The organism is Kitasatospora cystarginea, assembly GCF_039533515.1.
Classification (GTDB): Bacteria; Actinomycetota; Actinomycetes; order Streptomycetales; family Streptomycetaceae; genus Kitasatospora; species Kitasatospora cystarginea.
Map to the genome: position 1 here is coordinate 1 of NZ_BAAATR010000029.1, position 25,053 is coordinate 25,053.

The 25,053-nt window shown below is 72.8% G+C and carries 21 protein-coding genes and 2 pseudogenes; 17 read left to right on the forward strand and 6 right to left on the reverse strand.

Features of this window, described 5'->3' with window-relative positions; genetic code table 11:
• The 7 genes and pseudogenes from ABD369_RS27030 to ABD369_RS27060 form a co-directional block, all read left to right on the forward strand.
• Positions 1-115: pseudogene (locus tag ABD369_RS27030) on the forward strand (dolichol-phosphate mannosyltransferase); the annotation flags it as partial.
• A gap of 95 nt (positions 116-210) precedes the next feature.
• On the forward strand, positions 211-597 hold the full coding sequence (locus tag ABD369_RS27035; RefSeq protein WP_344639162.1) for an EamA family transporter: 387 nt from the start codon (positions 211-213) through the stop codon (positions 595-597).
• Between the two features lie 194 nt (positions 598-791).
• Complete coding sequence (locus ABD369_RS27040; RefSeq protein WP_344639163.1) at positions 792-1,760, forward strand: MBL fold metallo-hydrolase; 969 nt, start codon at positions 792-794, stop codon at positions 1,758-1,760.
• A 33-nt stretch (positions 1,761-1,793) separates the two neighbouring features.
• Positions 1,794-2,357, forward strand: a pseudogene (mobA, locus tag ABD369_RS27045) (molybdenum cofactor guanylyltransferase); the annotation flags it as partial.
• Positions 2,358-2,535: 178 nt separating this feature from the next.
• Positions 2,536-2,832: a DUF6457 domain-containing protein gene (locus tag ABD369_RS27050; protein WP_425557791.1), complete on the forward strand. Its 297-nt coding sequence runs from the start codon at positions 2,536-2,538 to the stop codon at positions 2,830-2,832.
• Positions 2,833-2,837: 5 nt separating this feature from the next.
• Complete coding sequence (locus tag ABD369_RS27055) at positions 2,838-4,121, forward strand: molybdopterin molybdotransferase MoeA (RefSeq protein WP_425557796.1); 1,284 nt, start codon at positions 2,838-2,840, stop codon at positions 4,119-4,121.
• A 115-nt stretch (positions 4,122-4,236) separates the two neighbouring features.
• On the forward strand, positions 4,237-5,214 hold the full coding sequence (locus ABD369_RS27060; protein WP_344639164.1) for an NAD(P)H-quinone oxidoreductase: 978 nt from the start codon (positions 4,237-4,239) through the stop codon (positions 5,212-5,214).
• 105 nt (positions 5,215-5,319) lie between these two features.
• On the opposite strand, the gene ABD369_RS27065 is transcribed toward ABD369_RS27060, so the two are convergent.
• Positions 5,320-6,174 (reverse strand): ATP-grasp domain-containing protein, encoded by an 855-nt coding sequence (locus ABD369_RS27065; protein ID WP_344639165.1) that lies wholly within the window; start codon positions 6,172-6,174, stop codon positions 5,320-5,322.
• Between the two features lie 404 nt (positions 6,175-6,578).
• Between ABD369_RS27065 and ABD369_RS27070 the strand changes: the two genes are divergently transcribed.
• From ABD369_RS27070 to ABD369_RS27085, 4 genes are all read left to right on the forward strand, one after another.
• Positions 6,579-7,484: a hypothetical protein gene (locus ABD369_RS27070; RefSeq protein ID WP_344639166.1), complete on the forward strand. Its 906-nt coding sequence runs from the start codon at positions 6,579-6,581 to the stop codon at positions 7,482-7,484.
• A gap of 158 nt (positions 7,485-7,642) precedes the next feature.
• Positions 7,643-8,266: a bacterial proteasome activator family protein gene (locus ABD369_RS27075; RefSeq protein WP_344639167.1), complete on the forward strand. Its 624-nt coding sequence runs from the start codon at positions 7,643-7,645 to the stop codon at positions 8,264-8,266.
• A gap of 363 nt (positions 8,267-8,629) precedes the next feature.
• Positions 8,630-10,168 carry a protein kinase domain-containing protein gene (locus ABD369_RS27080; RefSeq protein WP_344639245.1) on the forward strand — a complete coding sequence of 513 codons (1,539 nt, stop codon included), beginning with the start codon at positions 8,630-8,632 and terminating at the stop codon, positions 10,166-10,168.
• A gap of 110 nt (positions 10,169-10,278) precedes the next feature.
• The gene (locus ABD369_RS27085; protein ID WP_344639168.1) at positions 10,279-12,114 is read left to right on the forward strand and encodes a protein kinase domain-containing protein; all 1,836 of its coding nucleotides are present in this window, start codon (positions 10,279-10,281) and stop codon (positions 12,112-12,114) included.
• A gap of 174 nt (positions 12,115-12,288) precedes the next feature.
• On the opposite strand, the gene ABD369_RS27090 is transcribed toward ABD369_RS27085, so the two are convergent.
• The gene (locus ABD369_RS27090) at positions 12,289-13,377 is read right to left on the reverse strand and encodes a phosphotransferase (protein ID WP_344639169.1); all 1,089 of its coding nucleotides are present in this window, start codon (positions 13,375-13,377) and stop codon (positions 12,289-12,291) included.
• Between the two features lie 57 nt (positions 13,378-13,434).
• Complete coding sequence (locus tag ABD369_RS27095) at positions 13,435-14,094, reverse strand: response regulator (RefSeq protein WP_344639170.1); 660 nt, start codon at positions 14,092-14,094, stop codon at positions 13,435-13,437.
• Positions 14,095-14,451: 357 nt separating this feature from the next.
• Here ABD369_RS27095 and pdhA point away from each other — a divergent pair, with 357 nt between their 5' ends.
• The 3 genes from pdhA to ABD369_RS27110 are packed head-to-tail and all read left to right on the forward strand — an operon-like array spanning position 14,452 to position 18,029.
• Positions 14,452-15,606: a pyruvate dehydrogenase (acetyl-transferring) E1 component subunit alpha gene (gene pdhA / locus ABD369_RS27100; protein ID WP_425557792.1), complete on the forward strand. Its 1,155-nt coding sequence runs from the start codon at positions 14,452-14,454 to the stop codon at positions 15,604-15,606.
• Complete coding sequence (locus ABD369_RS27105) at positions 15,606-16,580, forward strand: alpha-ketoacid dehydrogenase subunit beta (protein WP_425557793.1); 975 nt, start codon at positions 15,606-15,608, stop codon at positions 16,578-16,580. Before pdhA ends, ABD369_RS27105 begins: the two co-directional genes overlap by 1 nt.
• Positions 16,581-16,595: 15 nt before the next feature.
• On the forward strand, positions 16,596-18,029 hold the full coding sequence (locus ABD369_RS27110; RefSeq protein ID WP_344639172.1) for a dihydrolipoamide acetyltransferase family protein: 1,434 nt from the start codon (positions 16,596-16,598) through the stop codon (positions 18,027-18,029).
• A 78-nt stretch (positions 18,030-18,107) separates the two neighbouring features.
• Here ABD369_RS27110 and ABD369_RS27115 read toward each other — a convergent pair whose 3' ends face one another.
• Positions 18,108-18,740: a hypothetical protein gene (locus ABD369_RS27115; RefSeq protein WP_344639173.1), complete on the reverse strand. Its 633-nt coding sequence runs from the start codon at positions 18,738-18,740 to the stop codon at positions 18,108-18,110.
• Positions 18,741-18,946: 206 nt separating this feature from the next.
• Between ABD369_RS27115 and ABD369_RS27120 the strand changes: the two genes are divergently transcribed.
• From ABD369_RS27120 to ABD369_RS27130, 3 genes are all read left to right on the forward strand, one after another.
• Complete coding sequence (locus ABD369_RS27120; protein ID WP_344639174.1) at positions 18,947-20,182, forward strand: benzoate/H(+) symporter BenE family transporter; 1,236 nt, start codon at positions 18,947-18,949, stop codon at positions 20,180-20,182.
• 293 nt (positions 20,183-20,475) lie between these two features.
• Entirely contained in the window at positions 20,476-21,624 is a 1,149-nt protein-coding gene (locus ABD369_RS27125) for a M64 family metallopeptidase (RefSeq protein WP_344639175.1), read from the forward strand.
• A 98-nt stretch (positions 21,625-21,722) separates the two neighbouring features.
• Positions 21,723-23,066 carry an MFS transporter gene (locus tag ABD369_RS27130; protein WP_425557794.1) on the forward strand — a complete coding sequence of 448 codons (1,344 nt, stop codon included), beginning with the start codon at positions 21,723-21,725 and terminating at the stop codon, positions 23,064-23,066.
• A gap of 118 nt (positions 23,067-23,184) precedes the next feature.
• Here ABD369_RS27130 and ABD369_RS27135 read toward each other — a convergent pair whose 3' ends face one another.
• Positions 23,185-24,021: a BRO-N domain-containing protein gene (locus ABD369_RS27135; protein WP_344639176.1), complete on the reverse strand. Its 837-nt coding sequence runs from the start codon at positions 24,019-24,021 to the stop codon at positions 23,185-23,187.
• Positions 24,022-24,219: 198 nt separating this feature from the next.
• Positions 24,220-25,041: a maleylpyruvate isomerase family mycothiol-dependent enzyme gene (locus tag ABD369_RS27140; RefSeq protein ID WP_344639177.1), complete on the reverse strand. Its 822-nt coding sequence runs from the start codon at positions 25,039-25,041 to the stop codon at positions 24,220-24,222.
• Positions 25,042-25,053: the final 12 nt, after the last annotated feature.

The window sequence follows — 25,053 nt, forward strand, 5'->3', positions numbered from 1 at the left end:
GCGCGAGCTGGGCGCCTCCAAGATGAGCCGCAACATCGTCGTCGAGGCCCTGCTGCGGGTCACCGCCTGGGGCGTCGAGACCCGCCTCCAGCAGCTCACCGGAAAGAAGAAGTAACCCTCGGCCGAGCCGAGTTGACGCGGCCGTCCCGTCCTGCCGGGACGGCGGACAGTTCGCCCGGCGGCGAAGCGTCCCGCCCCTAGGGTGCGGCCATGACCGAACCCGACGCCCGATGGTGGGACGCTCTGCTGCTGCTCGCCCTGATCTGGGGCAGCAGTTTCCTCTTCGTCGAAATCGCGGTCCAGGTGATGCCGCCCGGATACGTGGCACTGGCGCGGCTGGCGACCGGTGCGGTGACCCTGCTGGCCGTCCTGGCCGCCACCGGACAGCGGCTGCCGCGCGGCAAGGAGGTCTGGGGGCACTCGGCGGTGACCGCGCCGCTGGTGAACGTCGCCCCCTTCACCCTGGTGGTGCTGCTCGGCGTGGCCGTGGCCCAGGGCGTGCTGCCGGTTGTGGCGCGGCGCCGGCCGGCGGGGGAGCCGGTCGAGGCGGCGGGGCCGGAGCCGGTGCGGACACCGTCGGAGCGGTCATCCGCCTGACAGGGCGGTGAACGCCGGGTACCGTGCGCAGCGGGCCTGGGAGGGGGAGTCCGCGGGCCGGGGGAGCGGCGTACTGGCGTGCTGTGGTTGATCACCCGCCTGGGCGCGCCTACCCGGCATTCGTCGGCCGCTGCTCCCAAGCTGGTACCGCACGGGACCCGGACCGGGCCCGCCACACCGACCAGGGAGCAGAAGTGACGCCGTCCCCGTCCGACGAGACCGGAGCCCAGCCGGCCGACCGAGGCACGGGGACCCCAGCCGCCCGTCCGCTCCGGATCGAGGTCTTCACCGGCCCGGAGGCCGGCTTCTTCGCGACCTCCTCCCTGATCATGGGTGAGCGGGCCGCGATCCTGATCGACGCCCAGCTCACCCGCAGCGCCGGACGCGAGCTCGCCGAGTGGGTCGCGGGCAAGCAGCTCCAGTTGCTGGCCGTGGTGGTCACGCACCAGCACCCCGACCACTACTTCGGCGCCGAGGAGGTGCTGAAGCTCTTCCCCAAGGCGCAGCTGCTGGCCGCGCCGTCCGTGGTGGAGGCGATCGCCCGGACCGCCGCCGCCAAGGTCGCCGAGTGGAAGCCGGTGTACGGCGACGACATCCCCGACCACCCGCTGCTGCCCGTGCCGCTGCTGCCGCAGCCGCTGATGGTCGACCGGCAGCTGATCCGGGTCCTGAACCTCGGCCAGAGCGACTGCGAGGCATCCACCCTCGTCTACGTCCCCAGCGCCCGTACCGTCGTGGCGGGCGACTACGCCTACCACGGCACCCACGTCTGGACCGCCGACACCGACGAGGCCCAGCGCCTGGACTGGGCCCACAACCTGGCCCGGATCGCCGATTTGGACGTGGACCGGGTGATCGCCGGACACCGTGCGCCCGGGTACGACGACGACCCCATCAGGGTGCTCGCCTTCACCGGCGAGTACCTCCAGGACTTCGACCGCGCCCTCGCCGAGCACCCCGACGATCCCGAGGGCCTCGCCGCCGCGGTCAACGAACGCCACGGGGGCCTCACGCTGCCGGCGTTCCTGGAGCGCAGCGCGGCCGCCAACATCGCCCGGCTCGCCGCGGTCCCGCCGGAGACCGGCGAGCCGGTCGGGCCCGTCGCCACGGAGCGGCACGACGAGACCGGGATCGTCGAGGCGGAGATCGTCGACGAGCCCTGAGCAACTGCGGTGGCGGCGGCGGATACTGGCGGCATGACGGAGTACGACGCGCTGGTGCTGGCCGGGGGTGCAGCCCGCAGACTCGGCGGGGTGGACAAGCCGGCACTCCAGGTCGGCGGACGGACCCTGCTCGACCGGGTGCTCGCCGCCTGCGCCGGCGCCGGCAGCACGGTGGTGGTCGGCCCGCCCAGGGACACCGTGCGTGACGGCGTGACCTGGACCAGGGAGCAGCCGCCCGGTGGCGGCCCGGTCGCCGCCGTCGCCGCCGGACTCGGGCGGATCACCGCCGAACGCGTCCTGCTGCTCGCCGCCGACCTGCCGTTCCTCGACCCGCCGACCGTCCGCCGGCTGCTCGCCGCGCTGGAGGGGAGCGGCTGCGAGGGTGCGCTGCTGGTCGACGCCGAGGGCCGCGACCAGCCGCTGGCCGCCGCGTACCGCACCGCCGCGCTGCGACGCACGCTCGCCGGCCTGGGCGATCCGGACGGGCTGCCGCTGCGCCGCCTGCTCGCCCCGCTGGACCTGGTACGGCTGGCCGACCGGCGGGGCGCGTCCCACGACTGCGACACCTGGGAGGAGCTGGCCCGGGCGCGGGAGCGCGCGGAGCGGGCGCCGGACGGGTGAGTACTGAAGGGGCTCCTCCGTGCGCCCGGGCGGAGCGCCGGCCGCCGGTGCGCCAGTGGCTCACCGGCGGTCAGGGGCGGTGGTGAGCGAAACGACTCGCGATCCTCACCTGCCGACGGGCCCGGTGGGCGCCGGATCGGGCAGCATGGGCCCTATGGAGCGCACGCTGGATGACTGGATCGCGGAAGTCAGCACCGAGCTGGGGATCGACCTGGAGGTGGACGTACGCGGCCTGCTGGACCTCGCCCGGGTGGTCGCGCACGGCGTGGACCGTCCGGCGGCCCCGCTGACCACCTTCCTGATCGGCTACGCCGCCGCCCAGCAGGGTGGTGGGCCGCAGGCCGTTGCCGAGGCCGGTGCCCGGACCGCCGCGCTGGCCGAGCGCTGGGCCGCGGCCGCGCAGGAGGCCTCCGCCGAGGCGGGCGGCGGACCGGGGACGGGGTCGGCGTGAACGCGCTGACCGATGCGCCCGGGGCGGCCGGTACGGAGCGGACGGGAAGCGGCGCCAGGGCGGGAACCGCGCCGCTGAGCCGCAGCGGGTGGCCGCAGGCACGCCGGGTGGCCCGGCTGGCGGTGCACGGGCCCCTGCCCGAGGTGGAGGTCCCACTCGCCGAGGCCCTCGGCAGCACCCTGGCGTCGCCGCTGGCCGCGCTCACCGACCTGCCCGCCTTCGACACCTCGGCGATGGACGGCTGGGCGGTCGCCGGCCCCGGCCCCTGGCGTACCTCGGGCCGGATCCTGGCAGGCGATCCGGCGGGCCGTCGCGAGGCTCCGGACACCTCGGACGCCGCGGACAGGTCCGGGGAACGGCACCCTGGCACGCTCGCCGACGGCGAGGCCGTGGAGATCGCGACCGGGGCGCGGGTCCCGGCCGGTGCCACCGGGGTGCTGCGCCGGGAGCACGGCCGGGTCGACCGCGGCCTGCTGCACCCGCTGTACGACCTGGCGCCCGGGCAGGACGTCCGGCCGCGCGGCCAGGAGTGCCGAAGGGACGAGCCGCTGCTGCCCGCGGGTACGCCCGTCACCCCCGCGGTACTCGGGTTGGCCGCCGCCTGCGGCCACGACCGGCTCGCCGTGCACCGTCGTCCCACCGTCGAACTGCTGCTGCTCGGGGACGAGTTGCTCGACTCGGGGATTCCGGCGGACGGACGGGTCCGGGACGCGCTCGGCCCGCTGCTGCCGCCGTGGCTGACCGCGGCGGGGGCGGAGGTGACCGGGGTGCGCCGGGTCGGGGACGACTTCGGACTGCTCCGGGACGCCGTGCGGTTCTCGGCCGCCGACGTCGTGGTCACCACGGGCGGTACCGCGGCCGGGCCGGTGGATTTCCTGCACGAGGCGCTGGCGGCGGTCGGGGCGCGGCTGCTGGTCGACGGTGTCGCGGTCCGCCCCGGGCATCCGATGCTGCTGGCCGAACTCCCCGGCGGACGGCACCTGGTGGGCCTGCCCGGCAATCCGCTGGCAGCCGTCGCGGGGACGGTCACACTCGCCCTGCCGCTGCTGCACGCCCTCTTGGGCCGTGCGCCCGACACCCCCCGGTCGGCCGTCACGGCGAGGGACTTTCCCGGGCATCCGGCGGACACCCGGCTGCTGCCGGTGGTCCGTACCGACCGGGGTGTGGTGCCGCTGGCCTTCGACGGTCCCGCGATGCTCCGGGGCCTGGCGCTCGCCGAGGCACTCGTGGTGGTCCCGCCGGGCGGTGTCCCGGCTGGTGCCCGGGTGGAGCTGCTCGCAGCGCCGTAGGTGCCGAGCGGCGGTGTCCCGGCAGCGCGCAACGGGCTGAATCCGCGTCAGCCACCTGCCGTGACCCGCCCGGATGGGCGGCGGGGTGCCCGGGCCGGGAGGTAGCGTCGGGGACATGTATGCGATCACGATTCCTGAGCCCGGCGGTCCGGAAGTGCTGGCCTGGGCGGAGGTGCCGGACCCGGTGCCCGCGGCGGGAGAGGTGCTGGTCGAGGTGGTGGCCAGTGCCGTCAACCGAGCGGATCTGCTGCAGCGGCAGGGGTTCTACGACCCGCCGCCGGGCTCGTCTCCGTACCCCGGTCTCGAGTGCGCCGGACGGATCGTCGCGCTCGGCCCGGGTGTGGCGGGCTGGGCGGTCGGGGACGAGGTGTGCGCCCTGCTCAGCGGCGGCGGGCACGCCCAGCGGGTGGCGGTGCCGGCCGGTCAACTGCTGCCGGTGCCCAAGGGGTTGAGCCCCATCGAGGCGGCCGCACTGCCCGAGGCGGTCTGCACGGTCTGGTCCAACGTGTTCCAGGTGGCCCATCTGCGCCCCGGCGAGACGCTGTTGGTGCAGGGCGGTGCGAGCGGGATCGGCACGATGGCGATCCAGCTGGGCAAGGCGGTCGGTGCCAGGGTGGCGGTGACGGCGGGCAGCGCGGCGAAGCTGGCGCGCTGCGCGGAGCTGGGCGCGGACATCACGATCGACTACCGCGAACAGGACTTCGTGGCGGCGCTGCGCGAGGCCACCGACGGTGCCGGGGCGGACGTGATCCTGGACATCATCGGCGCCAAGTACCTGCAGCGGAACGTGGACGCGCTGGCGGTCAACGGCCGTCTGGTGATCATCGGCCTGCAGGGCGGTGTGAAGGGCGAGATCAACCTCAACACCCTGCTGCGCAAGCGCGCCGCCGTGGCCGCCACCAACCTGCGCGGCCGCCCGCTGGGGGAGAAGGCTGCGATCGTCGCGGCCGTGCGCGAGCACGTCTGGCCGCTGGTCGAGAGCGGTGTGGTCAAGCCCGTGATCGACCGGGTGCTGCCGATGGCCGACGCCGGCGCCGCCCACCAGGTGGTCGAGGCGGGCGAGCAGGTCGGCAAGGTCGTCCTCCAGGCATGAACGGCGGTCGGCGCCGGTGGCGCGGTGCTCCTCGGCGGACCGCCGCGCAGGCGGCCGGGCCGCCTGCGGCCGCGGGGTCGTCCGTGCTCGCCGGCACCGGCCGGTCTACGCGGTCGGCCGCAGGAAGCGGTGGTCGCGGGCGAGGACCTGGTCCCGCGGCCCGGCGGAGCGGAGCACGACGGGGAGGACCAGGTTCGGCCGGGCCGCGTAACCGTGCGCGAACCAGGGCATGTTGGCCTCGACCACGGCCCACCGCTCCGCTCCGGTGTCCGGGTCCTGGATGCGGCCGACGTCGATGACCACGGCGCTGGGCACGGTGCCGGGCCGGGAGCTCAGCAACTCCTCGGCGAACGCGCGCACCGCCGGCTCCTCGGGGTCCTGCTCCAGTGCGGCGACGTCGAGCCGGCCGTAGCGGGCGTAGCGGCTGCCGGTGGCGATCCGTCCGTCGAGTACGAAGAGGCGGTACTCGACCGCGAAGGTCACCACCTCCGACACGAGCACCGGGGTGTCCGGTCCGATCCGCTCCCCGCCGCGCGGCAGCCGGGTGCCGTCGGCGTAGACGGCGGCGGGGAACTGCTTGTCGCCGGGCGGCTTCACGAACATCGGGCGGCGGCCCGCCCAGGCCTCCGAGAGCGTGGTCAGTTCGATCCGGCGACCGGTGAACCCCTCGGGCAGCTCCGCCAGCCACGCGTCCGCCGGTTCCAGCAGCCCCAGGCCGAGGCGGGCGGCGACCCGGTCCGCCGCGAGCGGCCCGCCGTACCAGTGCACGGCACGTCCGGCCATCGCCGCCACGGTCCCGGGCCCCTCCAGTACGACGTGCTCCAGGCCGGACTCCAGGGCCGCCCGCACCAGCAGCTCGCGGGTGCCGCTCTGCTGGGCCGAGGTCACCAGCACCGGCGGGAGCGCTCCGGCTCGGGCCCGGTCGTTCCGGGATCTCGTCGTGACGTCTGCTTCGCTCATCGCTGCCCCCTGGTGCGGTCGGTCGGACACCCTAGCCGTCCGGTGTCCGGCGGACAGCCAGGGGGCCGGATCCGATGGCCGGTGCCTTCGCACGTCACGGCGGTTCGTCAGCTGACGGGTCATCAGGGCATCCGGGTGGGCTCCGGACGCCCTTGGCGGAAGCGGCAGTTGACGCAGCCGCGGACGTGCCGGTCGCGGTCTTCGAGGTCGTGGACCGGGCCGCGGTAGGCCGGGCGGCCGGGCGGGGTGGTGCGGTGGGCCCTGGTGGCGCCAAGTAGTGGGTGACGCCAAGTGATCGGGGTGTCCGAAATGCCTGAGATGTCGGAATATGTGACGCTGGTCCGGAGCTGTCCCGCCGCCGACCGCGTCCCGAGCGCGCTCGGCCGTCGGAAGGACCTCCGTCCGTGGCCGCACTAACGAACGCGTTCTCCACGCTCTGCGCCGCGCTGCCGCCCTGCTGCGCCGGGCCGCGCCGGTGGGCGGCGGTCGCCGCCGCCGGGGTGGCCGTTCCGCTGCTGCTGGCCGGTCCGGCCCTGGCGGTCGGCGGTGGTGCGGCCCCCCTGGCGGCTTCGATGGGTGCGGCTCCGGTACGGCCGACGGGTGCGCTGGCCGCCGCCGGGGCCGGTGTGCCCGAGGTCCGGCACCGTACCGCTCCGCCGCCGGAGCCGTCCCCCGCCGGGAGCGCCGTCCGGCCGACCGCGGAGCCGGCCGGAGCCGTGCCGGGCCGCTCCGCCTCGCCTTCGGGCGGGGCCTCGCCGGCGCCCTCGGTGCCGTCCGCGGCCGGCTCCGCTCCAGCGACCGCCCCGAGCGGAACGGCCGGTGCCGCGGGTGCTGCCGGTGCGCAAGCCGGTGGGGAGACCGGGAAGACCGCCGAGCCGAGCGCCGCACCCTCCGCGGACGGTTCCGGAGGCGGCGCGTCCGACGGCGCGGGCGGCTCCGGCGACCGGCCGTGGGGCACGTACTGGGACGGTGCCCCCGGCGCACCGCCATGGGTGGTGCACCGCTGGGCCAGGGGCGGCCTGCGCCATCCCGCCCCCGCCCACCGGCCCGGCCCGGATGACGGCGACGGTCCGTACGGGTGGGACACCCCGGAGGACGGGCCGCAGGACCCGGAGCCGGGCGATGAGCCCTCGCCGACCGCCGGCACGAGCCTCCCGGCCACGGCGCACGCCCAGGCGCAGGGCGCCGGCGGGCTGTCCGGGCCGATCCGGTGGACGGACCCGTCCAACCTCCAGTTCCCGCTCGGAGCCGGGCTGACCATGATCGGATGCGGACTGGCGCTGATCGGACTGCGGCTGCGCGGGCGCTGAGGGTACGGCCACCGCGGCCGATGGGGCGGGATCGTTCTGGCGCCGGGGTGGTGACGGGTGGTCAGCGGGGTGGGGGCGGGGTGGCGGGTGGCCGGTCCTGGCGGGGCATCATGGTCGGTCAGTTGACCCCCTCGCCGCCCGAAGCATATGAAGGAGCTATGACGAAGCCGATGAACGAACGGTCGCAGTCGGAGTCGTACCAGGCGGCGGCCCAGGGAGCGGACGAGGGCGCGAAGGTGTTGATCGTCGGCCCGGACGGGCTGCCCATCGGCGCGGTCCCCGGCCCTCTCGCGGGCCGGTTCGGCGACGGCGAGGGTGCGAGCGCGGAGTCCCGGGAGCTTCCGGTGACCGAGATGGTCGAGCAGCCGGCCAAGGTCATGCGCATCGGCAGCATGATCAAGCAGCTGCTCGAGGAGGTCAGGGCGGCGCCTCTGGACGAGGCCAGCCGTGCCCGGCTGAAGGACATCCACGCCAGCTCGATCAAGGAACTGGAACTGGGGCTGGCCCCCGAGCTGGTCGAGGAGCTGGAGCGGCTCTCGCTGCCCTTCACCGAGGACTCCATCCCCACCGAGGCCGAGCTGCGGATCGCCCAGGCCCAGCTGGTGGGCTGGCTGGAGGGCCTGTTCCACGGGATCCAGACCGCGCTGTTCGCGCAGCAGATGGCCGCGCGGGCACAGCTGGAGCAGATGCGACGGGCACTGCCGCCGGGCAGCCACGGCATGGAGCCGGAGGACGAGGAGTCCGTGCCCGGACGCGGCATCCGCTCGGGCCCGTACCTCTAGGCCTTCTCGCCCAGGCCTTCTCGTCGGCGGGCTCCGCCCGGGAGTACGCCCGGCAGCGGCGCGGGGAACCGCGCGACCGGCCTGGCGTGACCGAGGCGGTGCCGCCCGACCGGCCCGCCCGCGGGGTCACGCCGTCTCGCAGGTGCGGGATCGCGGAGCGGTACTGGGCGCCCTCCGCCCGGGCCGGGCTCGGTGCGCACCCCATGGCAACCGGCCGCCGCCCGATGTGCCCCCGGCCCGAAGCCGTGGTGTTTTGCCGCTACTCTGACCCCTGTTGTCGGCCCTGGCCGCCGACCGGCGGGCCCCGGGCCCGGACGAGACGACACGGCTGCGGACCGACGCGCCGAGGGGGAGTGGATGACCATGAGCGAGGACGGCACCGCGACGGGCGGGCCTGCGGTGGGATCCTCTCTGGGACGCGGCCGGTACGTGCTGCAGCGCCCGCTCGGCCAGGGCGGCATGGCCGCCGTGCACCTGGCGCACGACACGGTGCTGGACCGCCAGGTCGCGGTGAAGACGCTGCACACCGAGCTCGGCCGCGAGGACTCCTTCAAGCTGCGGTTCCGTCGCGAGGCGCAGGCGGTCGCCAAGCTCCAGCACATCAACATCGTCTCGGTCTTCGACAGCGGTGAGGACATCGGCCCGGACGGCTCGGTGACCCCGTACATCGTCATGGAGTACGTCGAGGGCAAGTCGCTGCGCGACGTGCTCAACGACGCGATCGCGCAGTACGGCGCGATGCCCGTCGAGCAGGCGCTGAAGATGACCGCCGCCGTGCTGTCGGCGCTGGACGCCTCGCACGACCAGGGCCTGGTGCACCGCGACATCAAGCCGGGCAACGTCATGGTCAGCACCAAGGGCGTCGTCAAGGTGATGGACTTCGGCATCGCGCGTGCGCTGCAGTCCGACGTGACCTCGATGACCCAGACCGGCATGGTGGTCGGCACCCCGCAGTACCTCTCGCCCGAGCAGGCGCTCGGCAAGAGCGTGGACGCGCGCTCCGACCTGTACTCGGTGGGCTGCATGCTCTTCGAGCTGCTCACCGGAAGTCTGCCGTTCGACGGGGACACCGCCTTCTCGATCGCGTACAAGCACGTGCAGGAGGAGCCCCCGGCGCCGTCCACGGTGAACCGGGCGGTGACGCCCGCAGTGGACGAGCTGGTGGCCCGGGCGCTGCGCAAGGATCCGGCGCACCGGTTCCCGAGCGCGGAGGCGATGCGCGCCGAGGTCGAGCGGATCGCCTCCGGGACGCAGGGCGGCACGCCGCTCCAGGCGAGCACCCCGCTGGTGATCAGCGAGGGGCCGCGCTCGGTGAGCGCCACGCCCTCGATGGCCAACTTCCCGCAGGTGCAGCCGCAGTACCAGCAGCAGCCCTCCTTCCCGCCGGGCCCGCGGACCCCGCCGGGACCGCAGCCTCCGTATCAGCAGACGCCGCAGACGCCGCAGCCGTTCCCCCAGGCGCCGCCGCACCAGCAGCCGGCCCAGGGGTTCCAGCAGACGCCGGCGCCCTTCCCGCCGCAGTACGGCACGCCGACGCCGTTCCCGCAGCAGGCGCAGACCCCGCCGCCGTTCCCGCAGCAGGCGCAGACCCCGCCGCCGTTCCCGCAGCAGGCGCAGACCCCGCCGTCGTTCCCGCAGCAGGTGGCGCCCACGCCGCAGCCCTTCCCGGCCCCGCAGCCGCAGCCGTTCGCGCCGCGTCCGGCGAACAACAGCAGCGGCAACGGCTGCGGGACGGCGCTGGTGGTGATCGGCGTGATCGTCGGCCTGATCGTGCTGGCCGTGATCATCGTCGGTATCGTGGCGGCCAAGAAGGAGAAGCAGAAGATTTCGAACTTCGACACGACCGGTGCTCGGTCACTGTCCGTGGTCCAACTCGATCAGGGTCGGAACGGTACGTTCTGAACCGCATTGCCAGGCCTGCGGTTCCACGCTCGGCGCGGCGAAGCGGTAGCGTTCGGAGGACGTAACCGAAGGGCGACCGCGCACCGAGCGACAGCCCGGGGCGAGGAGTGATGGCACAGACACAGCAGCCGGGAGACGGCGAGGCGGAGCGCGCTCAGGGTGCCGGTGGCCACGGTTCCGGCGGCCGGAGGTACGCGGACGAGAGCACCCAGCAGACACCCCAGCTGCCGGATGCCGGCCCGGAGGCGGACGAGACACCGCTGCTGCCGGCCGACCAGACGTTCACCCCGAGCCGTGGCACCGCGGCCCCGCTGGGCACCCTCGGCGACGGCCGCTACCGCGTCACCCACCGGCTCGGCCGGGGCGGCATGGCGGAGGTCTACGCCGCACAGGACGTACGGCTCGGCCGGACCGTCGCGGTGAAGCTGCTCCGCTCCGAGCTGGCCCAGGACGATGTGGCCCGGCTGCGCTTCACCCGCGAGGCGCACGCGGTCGCGGCACTCAACCACCACTCGATCGTCTCGGTGTACGACACCGGCGAGGAGGAGCTCGCGGGGGACTCGACCCCGTACATCGTGATGGAGCTGGTCGAGGGCCGCACCGTCCGCGAGCTCCTGATCGACGAGGAGGCGCCGCCGGTCGACCAGGCGTTGATCATCACCGCCGGGGTGCTGGAGGCGCTCGCCTACAGCCACCGCAACGGCATCGTGCACCGCGACATCAAGCCCGCCAACGTCATCATCACCAGCACCGGCGCGGTCAAGGTGATGGACTTCGGCATCGCCCGCGCGCTGACCGGCGGCGCCACCACCATGACCCAGACCGGCATGGTGATGGGCACTCCGCAGTACCTGTCGCCGGAACAGGCCCTGGGCAAGCCGGTCGACCACCGGTCGGACCTGTACGCGGCCGGCTGCATGCTCTACGAGCTGCTGACGCTCCGTCCGCCGTTCACCGGCGACACCCCGCTCTCAGTGGTCTACCAGCACGTCCAGGACATGCCGGTGCCGCCCTCGCAGGCCAACGGCCGGGTGTCCGCCCAACTCGACGATCTGGTGCTGCGCTCGCTGGCCAAGGACCCGGACGACCGCTACCAGAGCGCGGACGAGTTCCGGGCCCACCTCCAGCACGCCCTGCGGGAGATGCACAGCGCGGCCGGTGCGGGGTTCGCGACCGGGCCGACCGCCATCGTTCCCGGCGCTCCGGGCCACGGCGGTTCGGGCGGCTACCAGGGCTACGGCGACGGGTCGGCCGGTGCCACCGCCGTCACCAAGCCGCTGGGTTCGGTCGACGGGCCGGGTGTTGCCGCCGGTACCCCGAACGACCAGACGGCGATGCTGCCGTACCCGGCCGCCGCGCAGTACAACACCCCGGCCGGCCAGTACCAGGGCGGTTCGTACGACGGCGGGCACGGCGGTTACGACGACGGCTACGGCGACGAGGACGGCGGGCGCAAGCGCAAGCCGTGGGCGCTGCTGGGCGGGCTCGTGGTGCTGCTGACGGTGGTGGCGATCGGTGCCGCGATGGCGCTGAGCCCGACCACCAAGACGCACGACTACGACAAGAAGTCGCCCAAGCCCGACACGTCGCAGAGCCAGTCCGCGGAGCCGGCCCCGACGGCCGACACGTCGTCGCCGGTGACCCTGCCGAGCCGCAACCCGGGCGGCAACACCAACCCGGGCCGCAGCTCGCAGCCGCCGGAGACGCAGGACAACTGGCCGCCGTCGCCGACGCCCGGGCACTCCGCCGGGGCCTCCATGTCGCCGGCCCCGTCGGCATCGGCCTCGGCACCGGTCACCCCGCCGGTGGACTCGCCGACCGACTCGCCGGCCCCCACGCACAGCAAGCCGAACCCCGGCCCCAGCTCCTCCGGCGGCCAGAGCACCCCGCCGGACCCCGGCAAGGGTCCCGGTGGCTCGGGCGGGGGCACGGGCACGACCCCCTGAGTCTTCCGGGGCAGGGGGAGGGTTTCCCGGTCTCCGGCCAAGCCCGCCTGGCACGTTGCACCGCTCGGCCTCGTGGTCGGGCGGTGCAACGTGCTTCTGGGGGCGAGTGCGGGCGGGTGCCTTCGGTGCGCGCACGCAGTTGATCGAGCGGGGCTCCGAGGCTTCTGCGGACGGTCAGTTGGTGAAGGTGTCCAGGATCTGTTCGTACTCCTGGCACCACCAGGCGAGTTGGCCGGCCGAGGCGGGGAAGAGCGGGTCGGCGCGGTGGTCACCGCGCTGGTAGTGCCACTGGAGCATCCAGAGGTCGTTGAGGCGTTCCCACCACACCCGGTGCACGGCGGCGGCCAGTTGGGCCGGGGAAGCGGCGCCGTAGGCCCGGTACGCCTGGGAGTAGCGGCGGACCCGGACGAGGTCGAGGACACCGGTCTTCCGGTCGTTGAAGATCAGGGTGGCGGCCCGTACGGCCTCCTCGGCCTGCGGCCGGACGCCGAGCTTGTCCCAGTCCAGGACGGCCGCCGGCCGCTCGCCGCGGTAGAGCAGGTTGAGGCCGTGGAAGTCGCCGTGGGTCCACCCGGTCGGCGGGGCCGTCTCCGCTGCGGGCCGTCGGTGCCGGTAGAGGGCGACCAGTTCCAGCCGTTCGGCCAGGTGCTGTTCGGCGAGCTCGTCGAAGGGGTCGTAGGACTCGGCACGGGCGATCCGGCGGCGCAGCTCGCCGACCAGCCGTACGGTCTCGGCCGGGTCGGCGGTGGCGTGCCCGGCGGGCTGCCGTACGGGGGCGCAGACTTCCTTGAGTGCGCCGTGGATCCGCGCGAGCAGCGCGCCGAGCTCGGCGGACTGCTCACAGCTCAGGTCGGTGCCGTGCCGGTGCCTGCCGACGACCCAGGGGTAGAGGGCGAACAGCCGCCCACCGTAGGAGGTCACGGTCCGGCCGCCGAGGGCCGGCAGCGGCGGCGGGGTGGGCAGTCCGAGGGCGTGCAGGTCACGGGTGGCGCGGTGCTGGGCGGTGATCGCGGTGCGGGTGGCGGTGACGTGGTCGACGTAGCACTTGAGGAAGTAGCGGCCGGATCCGGTGGTGATCCGGTAGCCCCGGTTGAGCAGCCCTTCGGCCACCGGCCGTATCTCGCTGGGCCTGCCGAGCCGGTAGGAACGCAGCACCCCGGTCGCGTCCTCGTGTGCGACCGGGGGGCTGAGGGTGCCGAAGGGGGGTGCGGTGCGGTCCGGGCGAGGCGGCGCGCACACGATGATCTGGCCTTGCGTTGTCACGGAACAGGAGCGTAATGAAGTCCTACACAGGTACTTGACATTGTGTTGGGAGTGTGGTTAATGCAGATGATCGGCCTGCCGTCGGGCCACATAGGCGGCCGCCTGGGTGCGGCGCTCCATTCCCATCTTGGCCAGCAGACTTGAGACGTAGTTCTTGACGGTCTTCTCGGCCAGGTGCAGTTCGTTGCCGATCTGACGATTCGTCATTCCCTCGCCGATCAGGTCGAGAATGCGCCGTTCCTGCTTGGTCAGCTGGGCGAGCCGCTCGTCCTCCTTCTCGCCGCCGTCGCGCAGCCGCTCCAGCACCCGGCTGGTGGCGACCGGATCGAGCAGTGACTTTCCCGCCGCCACGTCGCGGACCGCCGAAACCAGATCGGTGCCGCGGATCGCCTTCAGTACGTACCCGGATGCTCCGGCCATGATCGCGTCGAAAAGTGCCTCGTCATCCGAGAAGGAGGTCAGCATCAGGCACCTGGTCTCGGGCTGGTGCGAGCGGACTTCGCGGCAGACCTCGACGCCGTTGCCGTCCGGCAGGCGGACGTCGAGGATCGCCACGTCGGGGCTCGTGGCCGGGATCCGGGTCAGTGCCTCGGCGACGGTGCCGGCCTCGCCGACGACCACGATGTCGTCCTCCATGGACAGGAGGTCGTGTACACCGCGCCGGACGACCTCATGATCATCTAGTAGGAAAACCCTGATTTGTCCGTTTCCAGTCACGGTCAAATGCTCCCATATCGGGTGATGGAAGACATATCGCCTGTGTCGGTCCCGGCACAGAATCGGTGCCGATTACCCCCTTACGCGAAAGGCTCCGCCCGGATAGCGTGCGCAGGTGTCCTGACGGCCACCGCGTGAGAGCTGCACCACACCTGCCGCTCTCGGGCGTGAACAAGTAGGACGTCCTAGCGCAAGCGCGCCAAGGGGCTCCGCTGGGTAACGTTCTCGTGAGGGACGCCGTCGGAAAGGGAACACCACCTGCCTAGCAGTCGGTGCGCACACCCACGCGTGCCTGCGAGGCGGTGACCGGACCGGTCACCGGCGACCCCGGGCGGCCGGACAGACCGAGGAGTGAACGTGACCGTCAAAAGCACGGCGAGGGCGCGCAAGAAGGCCGCCCCCGGCGTCCCTGACAACCTCCGCACAAAGGGTTCGGACGCCCCGCCGGAGCTCGTGCAGCTACTCACGCCCGAAGGGGAGCGGGTCGAGAACCCGGAATTCCCGCTGGCGATCACCGATGACGAGCTCCGCTCGCTCTACCGGGACCTGGTGCTGGTCCGGCGCTTCGACGCCGAGGCCACCTCGCTGCAGCGCCAGGGCGAATTGGGCCTGTGGGCCTCGCTGCTGGGCCAGGAGGCCGCCCAGGTCGGCTCGGGCCGCGCGATGCGCCCCGGTGACTACGCCTTCCCGACCTACCGCGAGCACGGCGTCGCCTGGTGCCGCGACGTGGACCCGCTGAACCTGCTCGGCATGTTCCGCGGTGTGAACCACGGCGGTTGGGACCCGAACGAGAAGAACTTCCACCTCTACACCATCGTGATCGGCTCGCAGACGCTGCACGCCACCGGCTACGCGATGGGCATCACCAAGGACGGTGCCGACGACGCGGTGATCGCGTACTTCGGCGACGGCGCCTCCAGCCAGGGTGATGTCAACGAGGCCTTCACCTTCGCCTCGGTCTACAACTCCCCGGTCGTCTTCTTCTGCCAGAACAACCAGTGGGCGATCTCCGAGCCCACCACCGTGCAGACCCGGATCCCGCTCTACCGCCGCGCCTCCGGCTTCGGCTTCCCGGGCGTGCGGGTGGACGGCAACGACGTGCTGGCCTGCCTCGCGGTCACCCGCTGGGCGCTCGACCACGCCCGCAGCGGCAACGGCCCGGTGCTGATCGAGGCGTTCACCTACCGGATGGGCGCGCACACCACCTCCGACGACCCGACCCGCTACCGGATGAGCGAGGAGACCGAGGCCTGGAAGGCCAAGGACCCGATCACCCGGCTCAGGGCCCACCTGGAGAAGCAGGGCCTGGCGGACGAGGCGTTCTTCGCCGGAATCGACGCGGAGAGCGAGGAGTTGGGGCTGCGGGTGCGCGAGGGCGTGCGCGGCATGCCGGACCCGGACCCAACCCTGATCTTCGACCACGTGTACGCCGAGCCGCACACGCTGGTCGAGGAAGAGCGGGCTGAGTACGAGGCGTACGCGGCGTCCTTCGAGGGCGGGGAGAACCACTGATGGCAGGTCAGCTCAGCATTGCCAAGGCGCTCAACGAGGCCCTGCGCAAGTCACTGGAGAGTGACCCGAAGACCGTCCTGATGGGCGAGGACATCGGGAAGCTCGGCGGCGTCTTCCGGATCACCGACGGCCTGCAGAAGGACTTCGGCGAGAGCCGGGTCATCGACACCCCGCTCGCCGAGTCCGGGATCATGGGCACCGCGATCGGCCTCGCACTCAGAGGCTACCGGCCGGTCGTGGAGATCCAGTTCGACGGCTTCGTCTACCCGGCCTTCGACCAGATCGTCTCCCAGCTGGCGAAGATGCACGCCCGTGCGCTGGGTCACGTGAAGATGCCGGTCACCGTCCGCATCCCGTACGCGGGCGGCATCGGCGCGGTCGAGCACCACAGCGAGTCCCACGAGGCGTACTTCGCGCACACCGCGGGCCTGCGGGTGGTCTCCCCGTCCAGCGCCCAGGACGCGCACTGGATGCTCCGCCAGTCCATCGAGTCCGACGACCCGGTGATCTTCCTGGAGCCCAAGCGCCGGTACTGGGACAAGGGCGAGGTCCTGGACGCGCCCGACCTGCCGCTGCACGCCGCCCGGGTGGTGCGGCCCGGCACGGACGCCACCCTGATCGCCTACGGCCCGATGGTGAAGGTCTGCCTGGAGGCCGCCGCGGCCGCCGAGGAGGAGGGCCGGCAGCTGGAGGTCATCGACCTTCGCTCGCTCTCCCCGGTCGACTTCGGCACCCTGGAGGCCTCGCTCAAGCGCACCGGGCGCGGCATCGTGGTGCACGAGGCGCCGGTCTTCATGGGCATGGGCGCCGAGCTCGCCGCCCGGCTCACCGAGCGGTGCTTCTACCACCTGGAGGCTCCGGTGCTGCGGGTCGGCGGCTACTTCGCGCCGTACCCGCCGTCCCGGGTCGAGGAGGCCTTCCTGCCCGACCTGGACCGCGTACTCGACGCCGTCGACCGCGCGCTGGCGTTCTGATCACCGGGAGCGATGATGACCACTGAAGTTCGCTCGCTCCGCGAGTTCAAGATGCCGGACGTCGGCGAGGGCCTCACCGAGGCCGAGATCCTGACCTGGTACGTCAAGCCCGGCGACGAGGTGACGGACGGTCAGGTCGTCTGCGAGGTGGAGACCGCCAAGGCCGCGGTCGAGCTGCCGATCCCGTTCAACGGGGTGGTGGAGCAGCTCTTCTTCCCCGCCGGGACCACGGTGGACGTCGGTACGGCGATCATCTCGGTCGCGGTCGGCGCTGGCGCCGGTGAGGCCGCTCCGGCCCCGGTGGCGGCCGCCGCGGCAGAGGAGGAGGCCGTGCCCGAGCGCCGCGAGGTGCTCGTCGGCTACGGGCCGCGGACCGGGGGCACCCAGCGCCGGGCCCGGCGCAGCGCCGCGGCCGCCCCGGCCAGACCGGCCGAGGCGCCGGCTCCCGCGGCTTACGCACCGCCGCAGGAGCCGGCGCCGGTAGCCCCGGTCGCTCCGGTGGCCGCCCCGGCGGTGGCCGAGCGGCCGCTGGCCAAGCCGCCGGTGCGCAAGCTGGCCAAGGACCTCGGGATCGACCTGCGGGCCGTCGTTCCGACCGGCCCCGAGGGTGTGATCACCCGCGAGGACGTCCACGCGGCGGCCCAGGCGGCGGCCGCCCCGGCCCAGGCCCCGGTGGCTCCGGCCGTCGCGCCGGCTCCGGCCGAGGAGGCCGTGGTGGCGGTGGCGCAGCCGGTGCCCGCTGGGCTGGGTGACGTCCGGGTGCCGGTCAAGGGTGTCCGGAAGGCCACCGCGCAGGCGATGGTGGCCTCGGCCTTCACCGCGCCGCACGTCACCGAGTTCGTCCAGGTCGACGTGACCCGGACGATGAAGCTGGTCCGCAAGCTCAAGGAGAGCGGCGAGCTGGGCGCGGGCGTTCGGGTCAGCCCGTTGCTGCTTGTCGCCAAGGCGCTGCTGACCGCGGTCCGGCGCCACCCGGAGATCAATGCCGCCTGGGACGAGGCCACCCAGGAGATCGTGATCAAGGGTCAGGTCAACCTCGGTATCGCGGCGGCCACCCCACGCGGTCTGATCGTGCCCAACATCAAGGACGCCGGGTCCCAGACCCTGCCGCAACTGGCGGTCTCGCTCGGCGAGTTGATCGATACCGCGCGTCAGGGCAAGACCTCGCCGGCCGACATGCAGGGCGGCAGCATCACCATCACCAACGTCGGCGTCTTCGGCGTCGACACCGGCACCCCGATCCTCAACCCCGGCGAGGCCGCCATCCTGGCCTTCGGCGCGGTGCGGGAACTCCCGTGGGTGCACAAGGGCAAGGTGGTGCCGCGTCAGGTCACCACCCTCGCGCTCTCCTTCGACCACCGCCTGGTCGACGGCGAGCTCGGCTCCAAGGTCCTGGCGGACGTCGCCGCGATCCTGGAGCGCCCGAAGCGCCTGATCACCTGGGGCTGACCCGGTCAAGTGACGCTCCCCGTGAGCCCGTTGGGCCCTGCCTCGGCCGAGGCAGGGCCCAACGCGCTCAGCAGGGGCTCAGCGGAGCACCTCGAGGACGGTCGAGTTGCTCCTGCCGTCCAGGCCGAAGCCGCTGAAGACCTGGATCTCCCTCTGCTGCCTGGGGGCGTCGGCCGACAGCGAGAGGCGGAACAGGTAGCGGTGGGCGTGCTGGTCCGTCAGCGAGCCGGCCAGGGCGGAGGTGTCGGCGACCAGCGTCGGGTCGCAGCTGTGGTGCAGCGGCAGGACCTGCCACCGGCCGCCCTTCAGCACCTCCACCTTCAGGTCCTGGAGCCGCAGATTGGTCCCGGGAGTGGCGTAGTCGGAGTCGGAGCTCGGGTTGTAGAGCGCGAACGACGGCGCGATCCTCGGGTAGTCCGCGCCGGTGAAGTTGGCCATCTCGACGCCGAGTTCGACCGGCGGGCCGCCGGCGGTCAGTGAGGTCGGCACCACCGGGACGAAGGCCGACGCCGGGTCGCCGTGGTGGGTCGCGCCGGGGGCGGAGGCGGCCGTGACGCCGGCGGCCGAGCCGGTGTCGTCACCGCACGCCCAGGCGGCGGGGGCACTCGGCAGCAGCGGGGCGGCGGCGCTGACGGTGACGGCGAGGGCGCCCAGGGCGAGAGCCCTGCGGGTGGCGAAGGCGGACAGGACGTTCTTCGCAAAGCCGGGCACAGCGGATGCTCGCATTATGGGTTCCCCCAGGGGGCCTGTCGCGGACTTCGTGGTGGAAGAGATCGGCCGGTAGCTGCACCCCCGGCGGCCCGCCGGACCGGTTCTCCGTGCCTTCGCACCTGCGCACACGCCTGCCGTCAGCTGGTGGCAGCCGTTCTGAAGATATTTCCGGAGTGCCGCAGAGGGTAATCCAGAATACTGCTCGGATGGCCGAACATCGCGTTGAACTGCCGCAGCAGACAGGGCCGGACACCGAGGCCGCGCCGGGGTCCTCCACCCGGCGCTCGCTGCGCCGGGACGTCTCGCTGCCCGCCCTGCTGGCCGGACTGGTCTGTATAGCCGTCTCCTTCTCCGGGCCACTGGTGATCGTCCTCGCGGCGGCGTCCGCGGGACACCTGGACGCCGCGCACACCGCCTCCTGGATCTGGGCGGTGTCCATCGGCAGCGGACTCACCTGCCTCCTGCTGAGCTGGTGGACCAGGACGCCGGTGATCACCGCCTGGTCCACTCCCGGTGCGGCGCTGCTGGTGACCAGCCTGGGCGCGTACCCGTACCGGGAGGCGGTGGGGGCGTTCCTGGTGAGCAACGTGGCGGTCGCGGTGTTCGGTGCGACCGGTCTGTTCGGGCGGCTGATCAGCGCGGTGCCGACCGGGATCGTCAACGCGATGCTGGCCGGAATCCTGTTCTCCTTCGGCACCGGGGTCTTCGGCTCGCTGCACAAGGCGCCCGTGCTGGTGCTCGGCAGCTTCGCCGCCTTCCTGCTCGCCAAGCGCTACCTGCCCCGGTACGCGGTACCCGTGGCCCTGCTGGCCGGCGGGGTGCTGGCGGCCGGCACCGTCGGACTGCCGCTGCACCTCGGGGACGGCGGGCTGGTCCGTCCGGTGCTGACCGCACCCGCCTTCGGCTGGCACGCGATGGTCGGACTTGCGCTGCCGCTCACCATCGTGGTGCTGGCCTCGCAGAACGCGCCCGGCCTCGCCATCATGCACGCCTCCGGCTACCGGACGGACGACCGGCTGCTGATCGGAGCCACCGGCGCGCTCTCCGTCCTGCTGGCGCCGTTCGGCTCGCCCGGGATCAACCTGGCCGCCATCACCGCCGCGATCTGCACCAGCCCGGAGAGCCACCCCGACCCCGACCGCCGCTACGTCGCCGGGATGTCGGCCGGATTCCTCTACCTGCTGGTCGGCAGCTTCGGCGGAGTACTGGTGAGCCTGTTCACCGGCCTGCCGGCGGCGCTCATCGCGGTGATCGCGGGGGTCGCGCTGCTGGCGTCCTTCCAGGGCAGCCTGGCCGGCGCGCTCGCCGATGAAGGCGGCCGTGACGGCGCCGTGGTGACCTTCCTCGCCACCGCCTCCGGGATGAGCCTGTTCGGCATCGGCTCGGCCTTCTGGGGCCTGCTCTTGGGAATCGGTACGCACCTGCTGCTGCGTCGCCGCTGAGCCGCCCCGGTCGGGCGAGCGGCCCGGCCCCTGTACGGCCGTTGCGGGTGACGCGCCTGCGGATTGCGCCGGATGCCCCGCCGCGGTGGCCCGGTCCGGCGAAGTCGCTCCCCACGAGGTCGGGTCTGTCCGGCGGGCCGGGTACGTCTTGGCGACCCCCCACCCGAGCTCCAGGCCGGGTGACCGGAGTCCGGAGGACGCACCGTATGCCGAACGGTAGGTCTGGCCGAATCGTCCGGAGCGCGGCGGCGCTCAGCCTGCTCTCGGTCGCGGCTCTGCCGACCGTTCTCGAGGTGGCATCCCCGCCACCCTTCGGAACGATCGGCGCTCCGGCGCCCTCCCCGGACCGTGCCCTACCTCTGCACGGCACCGGCGGTGCCGCGCCGCGGTCGCCCCAGCCCGCGCCCACGGTGGACATACGCCGCACCGGAGACCCCGCCGACCGGATCACGTTGGTGCTGATAGGCGACGGCTACACCGCCGACCAGCAGGAGCTGTTCCAGGAACAGGCGGACCGGGCCTGGCACGCGCTTATGGAGATAGAGCCGTTCCGCAGCTACCAGGGCTACTTCAACATAAGGCGGGTCGACGTGGTCTCCCCGGTCGCCGGGATAGCCGAGTCGGAGGGCCAGAGCCACCGGACGGGCACCCCGCTGGGGATGCACTTCTGGTGCGACGGCACCGCCCGGCTGCTCTGTGCGGACGAGCCCACCACCGCTCGGTACGCGGGCAACGGCGACGGACCGCAGTACGTGATCGCCCTCGCCAACTCCAGCGAGTACGGCGGCGCCGGCGGTACCGCGGTGACCACCCTCGCGGGCGGCAGCCCGGACGCCGGACGGATCATCCAGCACGAGATCGGCCACACCGTCGGCGACCTCGGCGACGAGTACGACAGCGCCCCCGACGACGCCGACTACCCCAACCTCTCCACGGTGAACGCCGACGAGATGGCCCGCACCCGTGTGAAGTGGTGGCGCTGGCTCGGCGCCGAGTCCCCGGACGGCGGTGGCACCGTCGGGGCGTACCGCAGCGCCAACGGCATCTACCGGCCGACCGTCGACTCGGTCATGCGGACCCTCGGCGGCAGCTACAACCTCCCCTCCCGGGAGGCGATCCTCGAACAGATCTACCGCCGGGTCGGCCCGATGGACCCGCCGGAGCCCGCCGCGGGCACGGTGGCCGGGCGACCCCGGCTGCACGTCCGCCCGCTGCCGCTGGCCGGCGACCGGCAGCTGGACGTGGTGTGGAAGGTCGACGGCGTGCTGACCACTCCGCAGGGAGCGGATCCGACCTGGCTGGACACCTCCTTGCTGCAGATCCCCTCCGGCAAGGACGTGAAGGTCACCGCGACCGTGCGGGACACCACCGACTGGGTGCGCGACGAGGCGTTCCGCGAGCAGCGCATGACCAGGACGGTGACCTGGACGCTCAAGGGCTGAGCCCCTTGGGGCACGGGGTTCCTTCGAGTCCCTGCCCCCGCTCCCGGCAGGCAACCCGGGCAGATTGGTCATTTGATGGGATGACTAGTCTGGTCGTCGTGCCCGTGGACCCAGACAGCCCAGTCGCATCCCGTCCAGTTCCCGGTCCTCGACTCCCGCCACAACCCGGATCCGAACCCTCCGAGCGCTCCGAGCACGCCCCCGCACCACCCGGCGGCCGGGCCGCCTGGGCCGCGTGGTCGATCGGTGTCGGCGTCTACGTCCTCGCGGTGATCCACCGCACCAGCCTCGGTGTGGCCGGCCTGGACGCGGTGGCCAGGTTCGGCATCGGCGCCTCGGCGCTCTCCACCTTCGCCGTCCTGCAGGTGCTGGTCTACGCGGCCATGCAGGTGCCGGTCGGCCTGCTGATCGACCGGTTCGGGCCGCGCCGGGTACTGCTGCTCGGCATCCTGCTGCTGAGTACGGGACAGCTCGCCTTCGCCTTCAGCTCCTCGTTCGGACCCGCGCTGGCCGCCCGTGCGGTGCTCGGCTGCGGCGACGCGATGACCTTCATCAGCGTGCTGCGGGTCGCCGCCCGCTGGTTCCCGGCGGCCAGGAACCCGCTGGTCGCCCAGCTCACCGGACTGGTCGGTACCGGCGGCAACCTGGTGACCACCGCCGTTCTCGCCCAGGCGCTGCACCGCGAGGGCTGGACCTTCACCTTCGCCCTGATCGCCCTGCTCGGCGTGGGCGCCTTCGGGATGGTCGCACTGCTGCTCAAGGAGGCCCCGGCGGGCGTCACCGTCGTGCCGGCGACCGGAGGGCGGCCGCCCGCACGCGAGCAGATCCGGCAGGCCTGGCGGCAGCCCGGCACCCGGCTCGGCCTGTGGGTGCACTTCACCACCGCCCTCCCGGGCGCGGCCTTCGGCCTGCTCTGGGGCATGCCCTTCCTGGTCGAGGGCCAGGGCATGAGCCGGGACGAGGCGGGCGGGCTGCTGACCCTGCTCGTCCTCAGCAACATGGCCTTCGGCCTGGTCTTCGGGCGGCTGGTCTCCCGGTACCCCGCCGCCCGGATCCCGGTGACCTTCACGGTCATCGGCGCCACGGCCGCCTGCTGGGCCGCGGTGCTCGCCTGGCCCGGCGGGCGGCCGCCGCTCTGGCTGCTGGTGGTGCTGCTCGTCGTCATGGGCAGCAACGGCCCCGCATCCCTGGTCGGCCTCGACTACGCCCGCGCCCACAACCCGCCCGAGCGCCTCGGCACGGCCTCCGGCATCGCCAACATGGGCGGCTTCATCGGCACGGTGATCACCCTCTTCGGCATCGGCCTGCTGCTCGACTCCCTCTCCGGGCCCGCCGGGCACACGGCCGAGACGTACCGGTGGGCCTTCTGCTGGCAGTACGTGCCGCTGGCGGTGGGGACGGGGATGATCGTCCGGCTGAGGCGGGAGCTGGGGCGGGCGTAGGGTTTTTGTAGGGGTTCTGACCTGTGAAAACGCGCGCAACCCTCACTCGAAGTGAGGGTTACCGAGGTCATAAGTGTCGTAACCCTATGCCAGGCATAGGGTTACGACGGTCTCGTGCTCATCTGTCGCCGAGTGCGCGCAGCAGGTCGGCGATCTGCTGGACCGTTCCGTGGATCCGGGCGGAGCCGACCTCGCACACCAGGCCGTCGGAGGAGGCCGAGGGCGGCTGCGGCTGCGGATTCTCCGGGTCGGTCGGGTGGTTGGCGAGGCTGCGGATCAGGTCGACCAGCTTGAGCCTCGGGCAGCGCGGGATCGCCTTGCCACCACGGATCCCCACGTGCTCGACGCTCGGGCACTGGAAGTACGCGCCGAACGGCGGTCCGCTGTCGTCCTGCCTGCTCGGGACGCGGAACTCCATCTCGCCGTGCCGGCAGTGCACCGTCCCGTCCGAGCGGATGTGGACGCCCGGCCCGTCCTCCTGGTCGATTTGGGCCAGGATCTGCACCTGCTGTCCGATCGCCTCGGCGAGGGTCTCCGCCATCCGCTGCTGCTGCTTGGGGACGTCGGTGTCACCGCGTCGGATCGACGGGAGCAGCTCTCCGGTGCCCCACTCCTGGAACGGGCGCGCGGCTGGCTTGTTCGAGCGCATGACGAGCGTGTAGAGGCCGGCCTCGTTGATCAGGTTGATCATTGGGTTGCCGGGGTTGTAGGGCTTACCACCTGCGGAAACGTCATTACACGTACCGAAAGTACGTGAAATCTGCTGGCTGTTGACGACTCGTGCGTTCCCCGAGCCGACAGTCTTGTTCGCACGGCTCGGGTTCTCCCGCCCCAGGATCCTGCACACGTCCGCCGTGACGAACCACGGTTCGCCGTTGATCATGACCACCCTGATCGGCTGGCCGGTGACCGGGAAGCTGGACCGCACCAGCACCATGCCGGCTTCGTCGTCCATGACCGCCGCTCCTTCACTCTCGGTGATGGGCCGCCCTGGACTACGAGGCCGAACGGGTGATGTGCCGGTGCCAGTCGGACACACGAAAGCGCGACGCGCGCCACCCGCGTACGCCACGGAGACGTGCTTCCGCTCAGCTGTAACGCTTCTCCGTGTACATCAAGTGGTCAAGAAGGCCATCGGGAAGCTCACGGACCGTCACGGCGTCAGTGCGAAGTTGGCCAGTACCCGGGCGGCCAGCTCCTGGTCGCCCTCGGCCTTGACCGGGCCCGGGCGGCCGCGGCCGCAGGCGAGCCTGGCGTACGTTTCCCAGTCCATCGTGAACTGGACGCCGGGGGCGAGGCTGACCCGCTCGTCCAGGGTGCCGCGGCCGTCGGCGTCCACCCGGACGGTGCGCAGGAACTCCACCTCACCGGTCACGTCGAAGGAGACCACCGTCCCGGCGGGGGCGCCGGCCAGCCGGGCGACGGCCTTGGGGAGTCCCTCCAGCAGGAGGTCGCGGGTGATCAAGGCGGCCGGGGAGGCGAGGTTGCCGGGGACGCCGATGGCGCGCCGCAGATCCTGCTCGTGCACCCAGACGTCGAGCACCCGCTCGCGCAGCAGCGCCCAGTACGGCAGGTCGCGGGCGAGCGGCCCGGCGGGCGTGCGGACGAGGTCGCCCGGCTCGTACCTGGAGTCGCGCAGCGCGCGCGAGCGGCGGATGACGATGTAGTCCAGCTCGCTGGTCAGCTCGATGGGGGTGTGGCAGCGCCGCTTGTCGACCGGCAGCTCGACGTAGCGGGCGAACTCGGTGGTGACGTGCCGCAGATCGCGCGGCAGCGAGTGGATCGGCCGGGGATCGCCGAGCAGCTCGGACTCGACCGCGATGACGTGTGAGACGACGTCGCGGACGGACCAGCCGGGACACTCGGTGGCCCGGTTCCAGGAGTCCGTCGGCAGTGCGGCCAGCAGTTCGGATATCGACTCGATGGACTGCGTCCAGGCGTCGATGCAGGCCTGCACGGTCTGATTGTCCGTCACGGGTATCTCCGG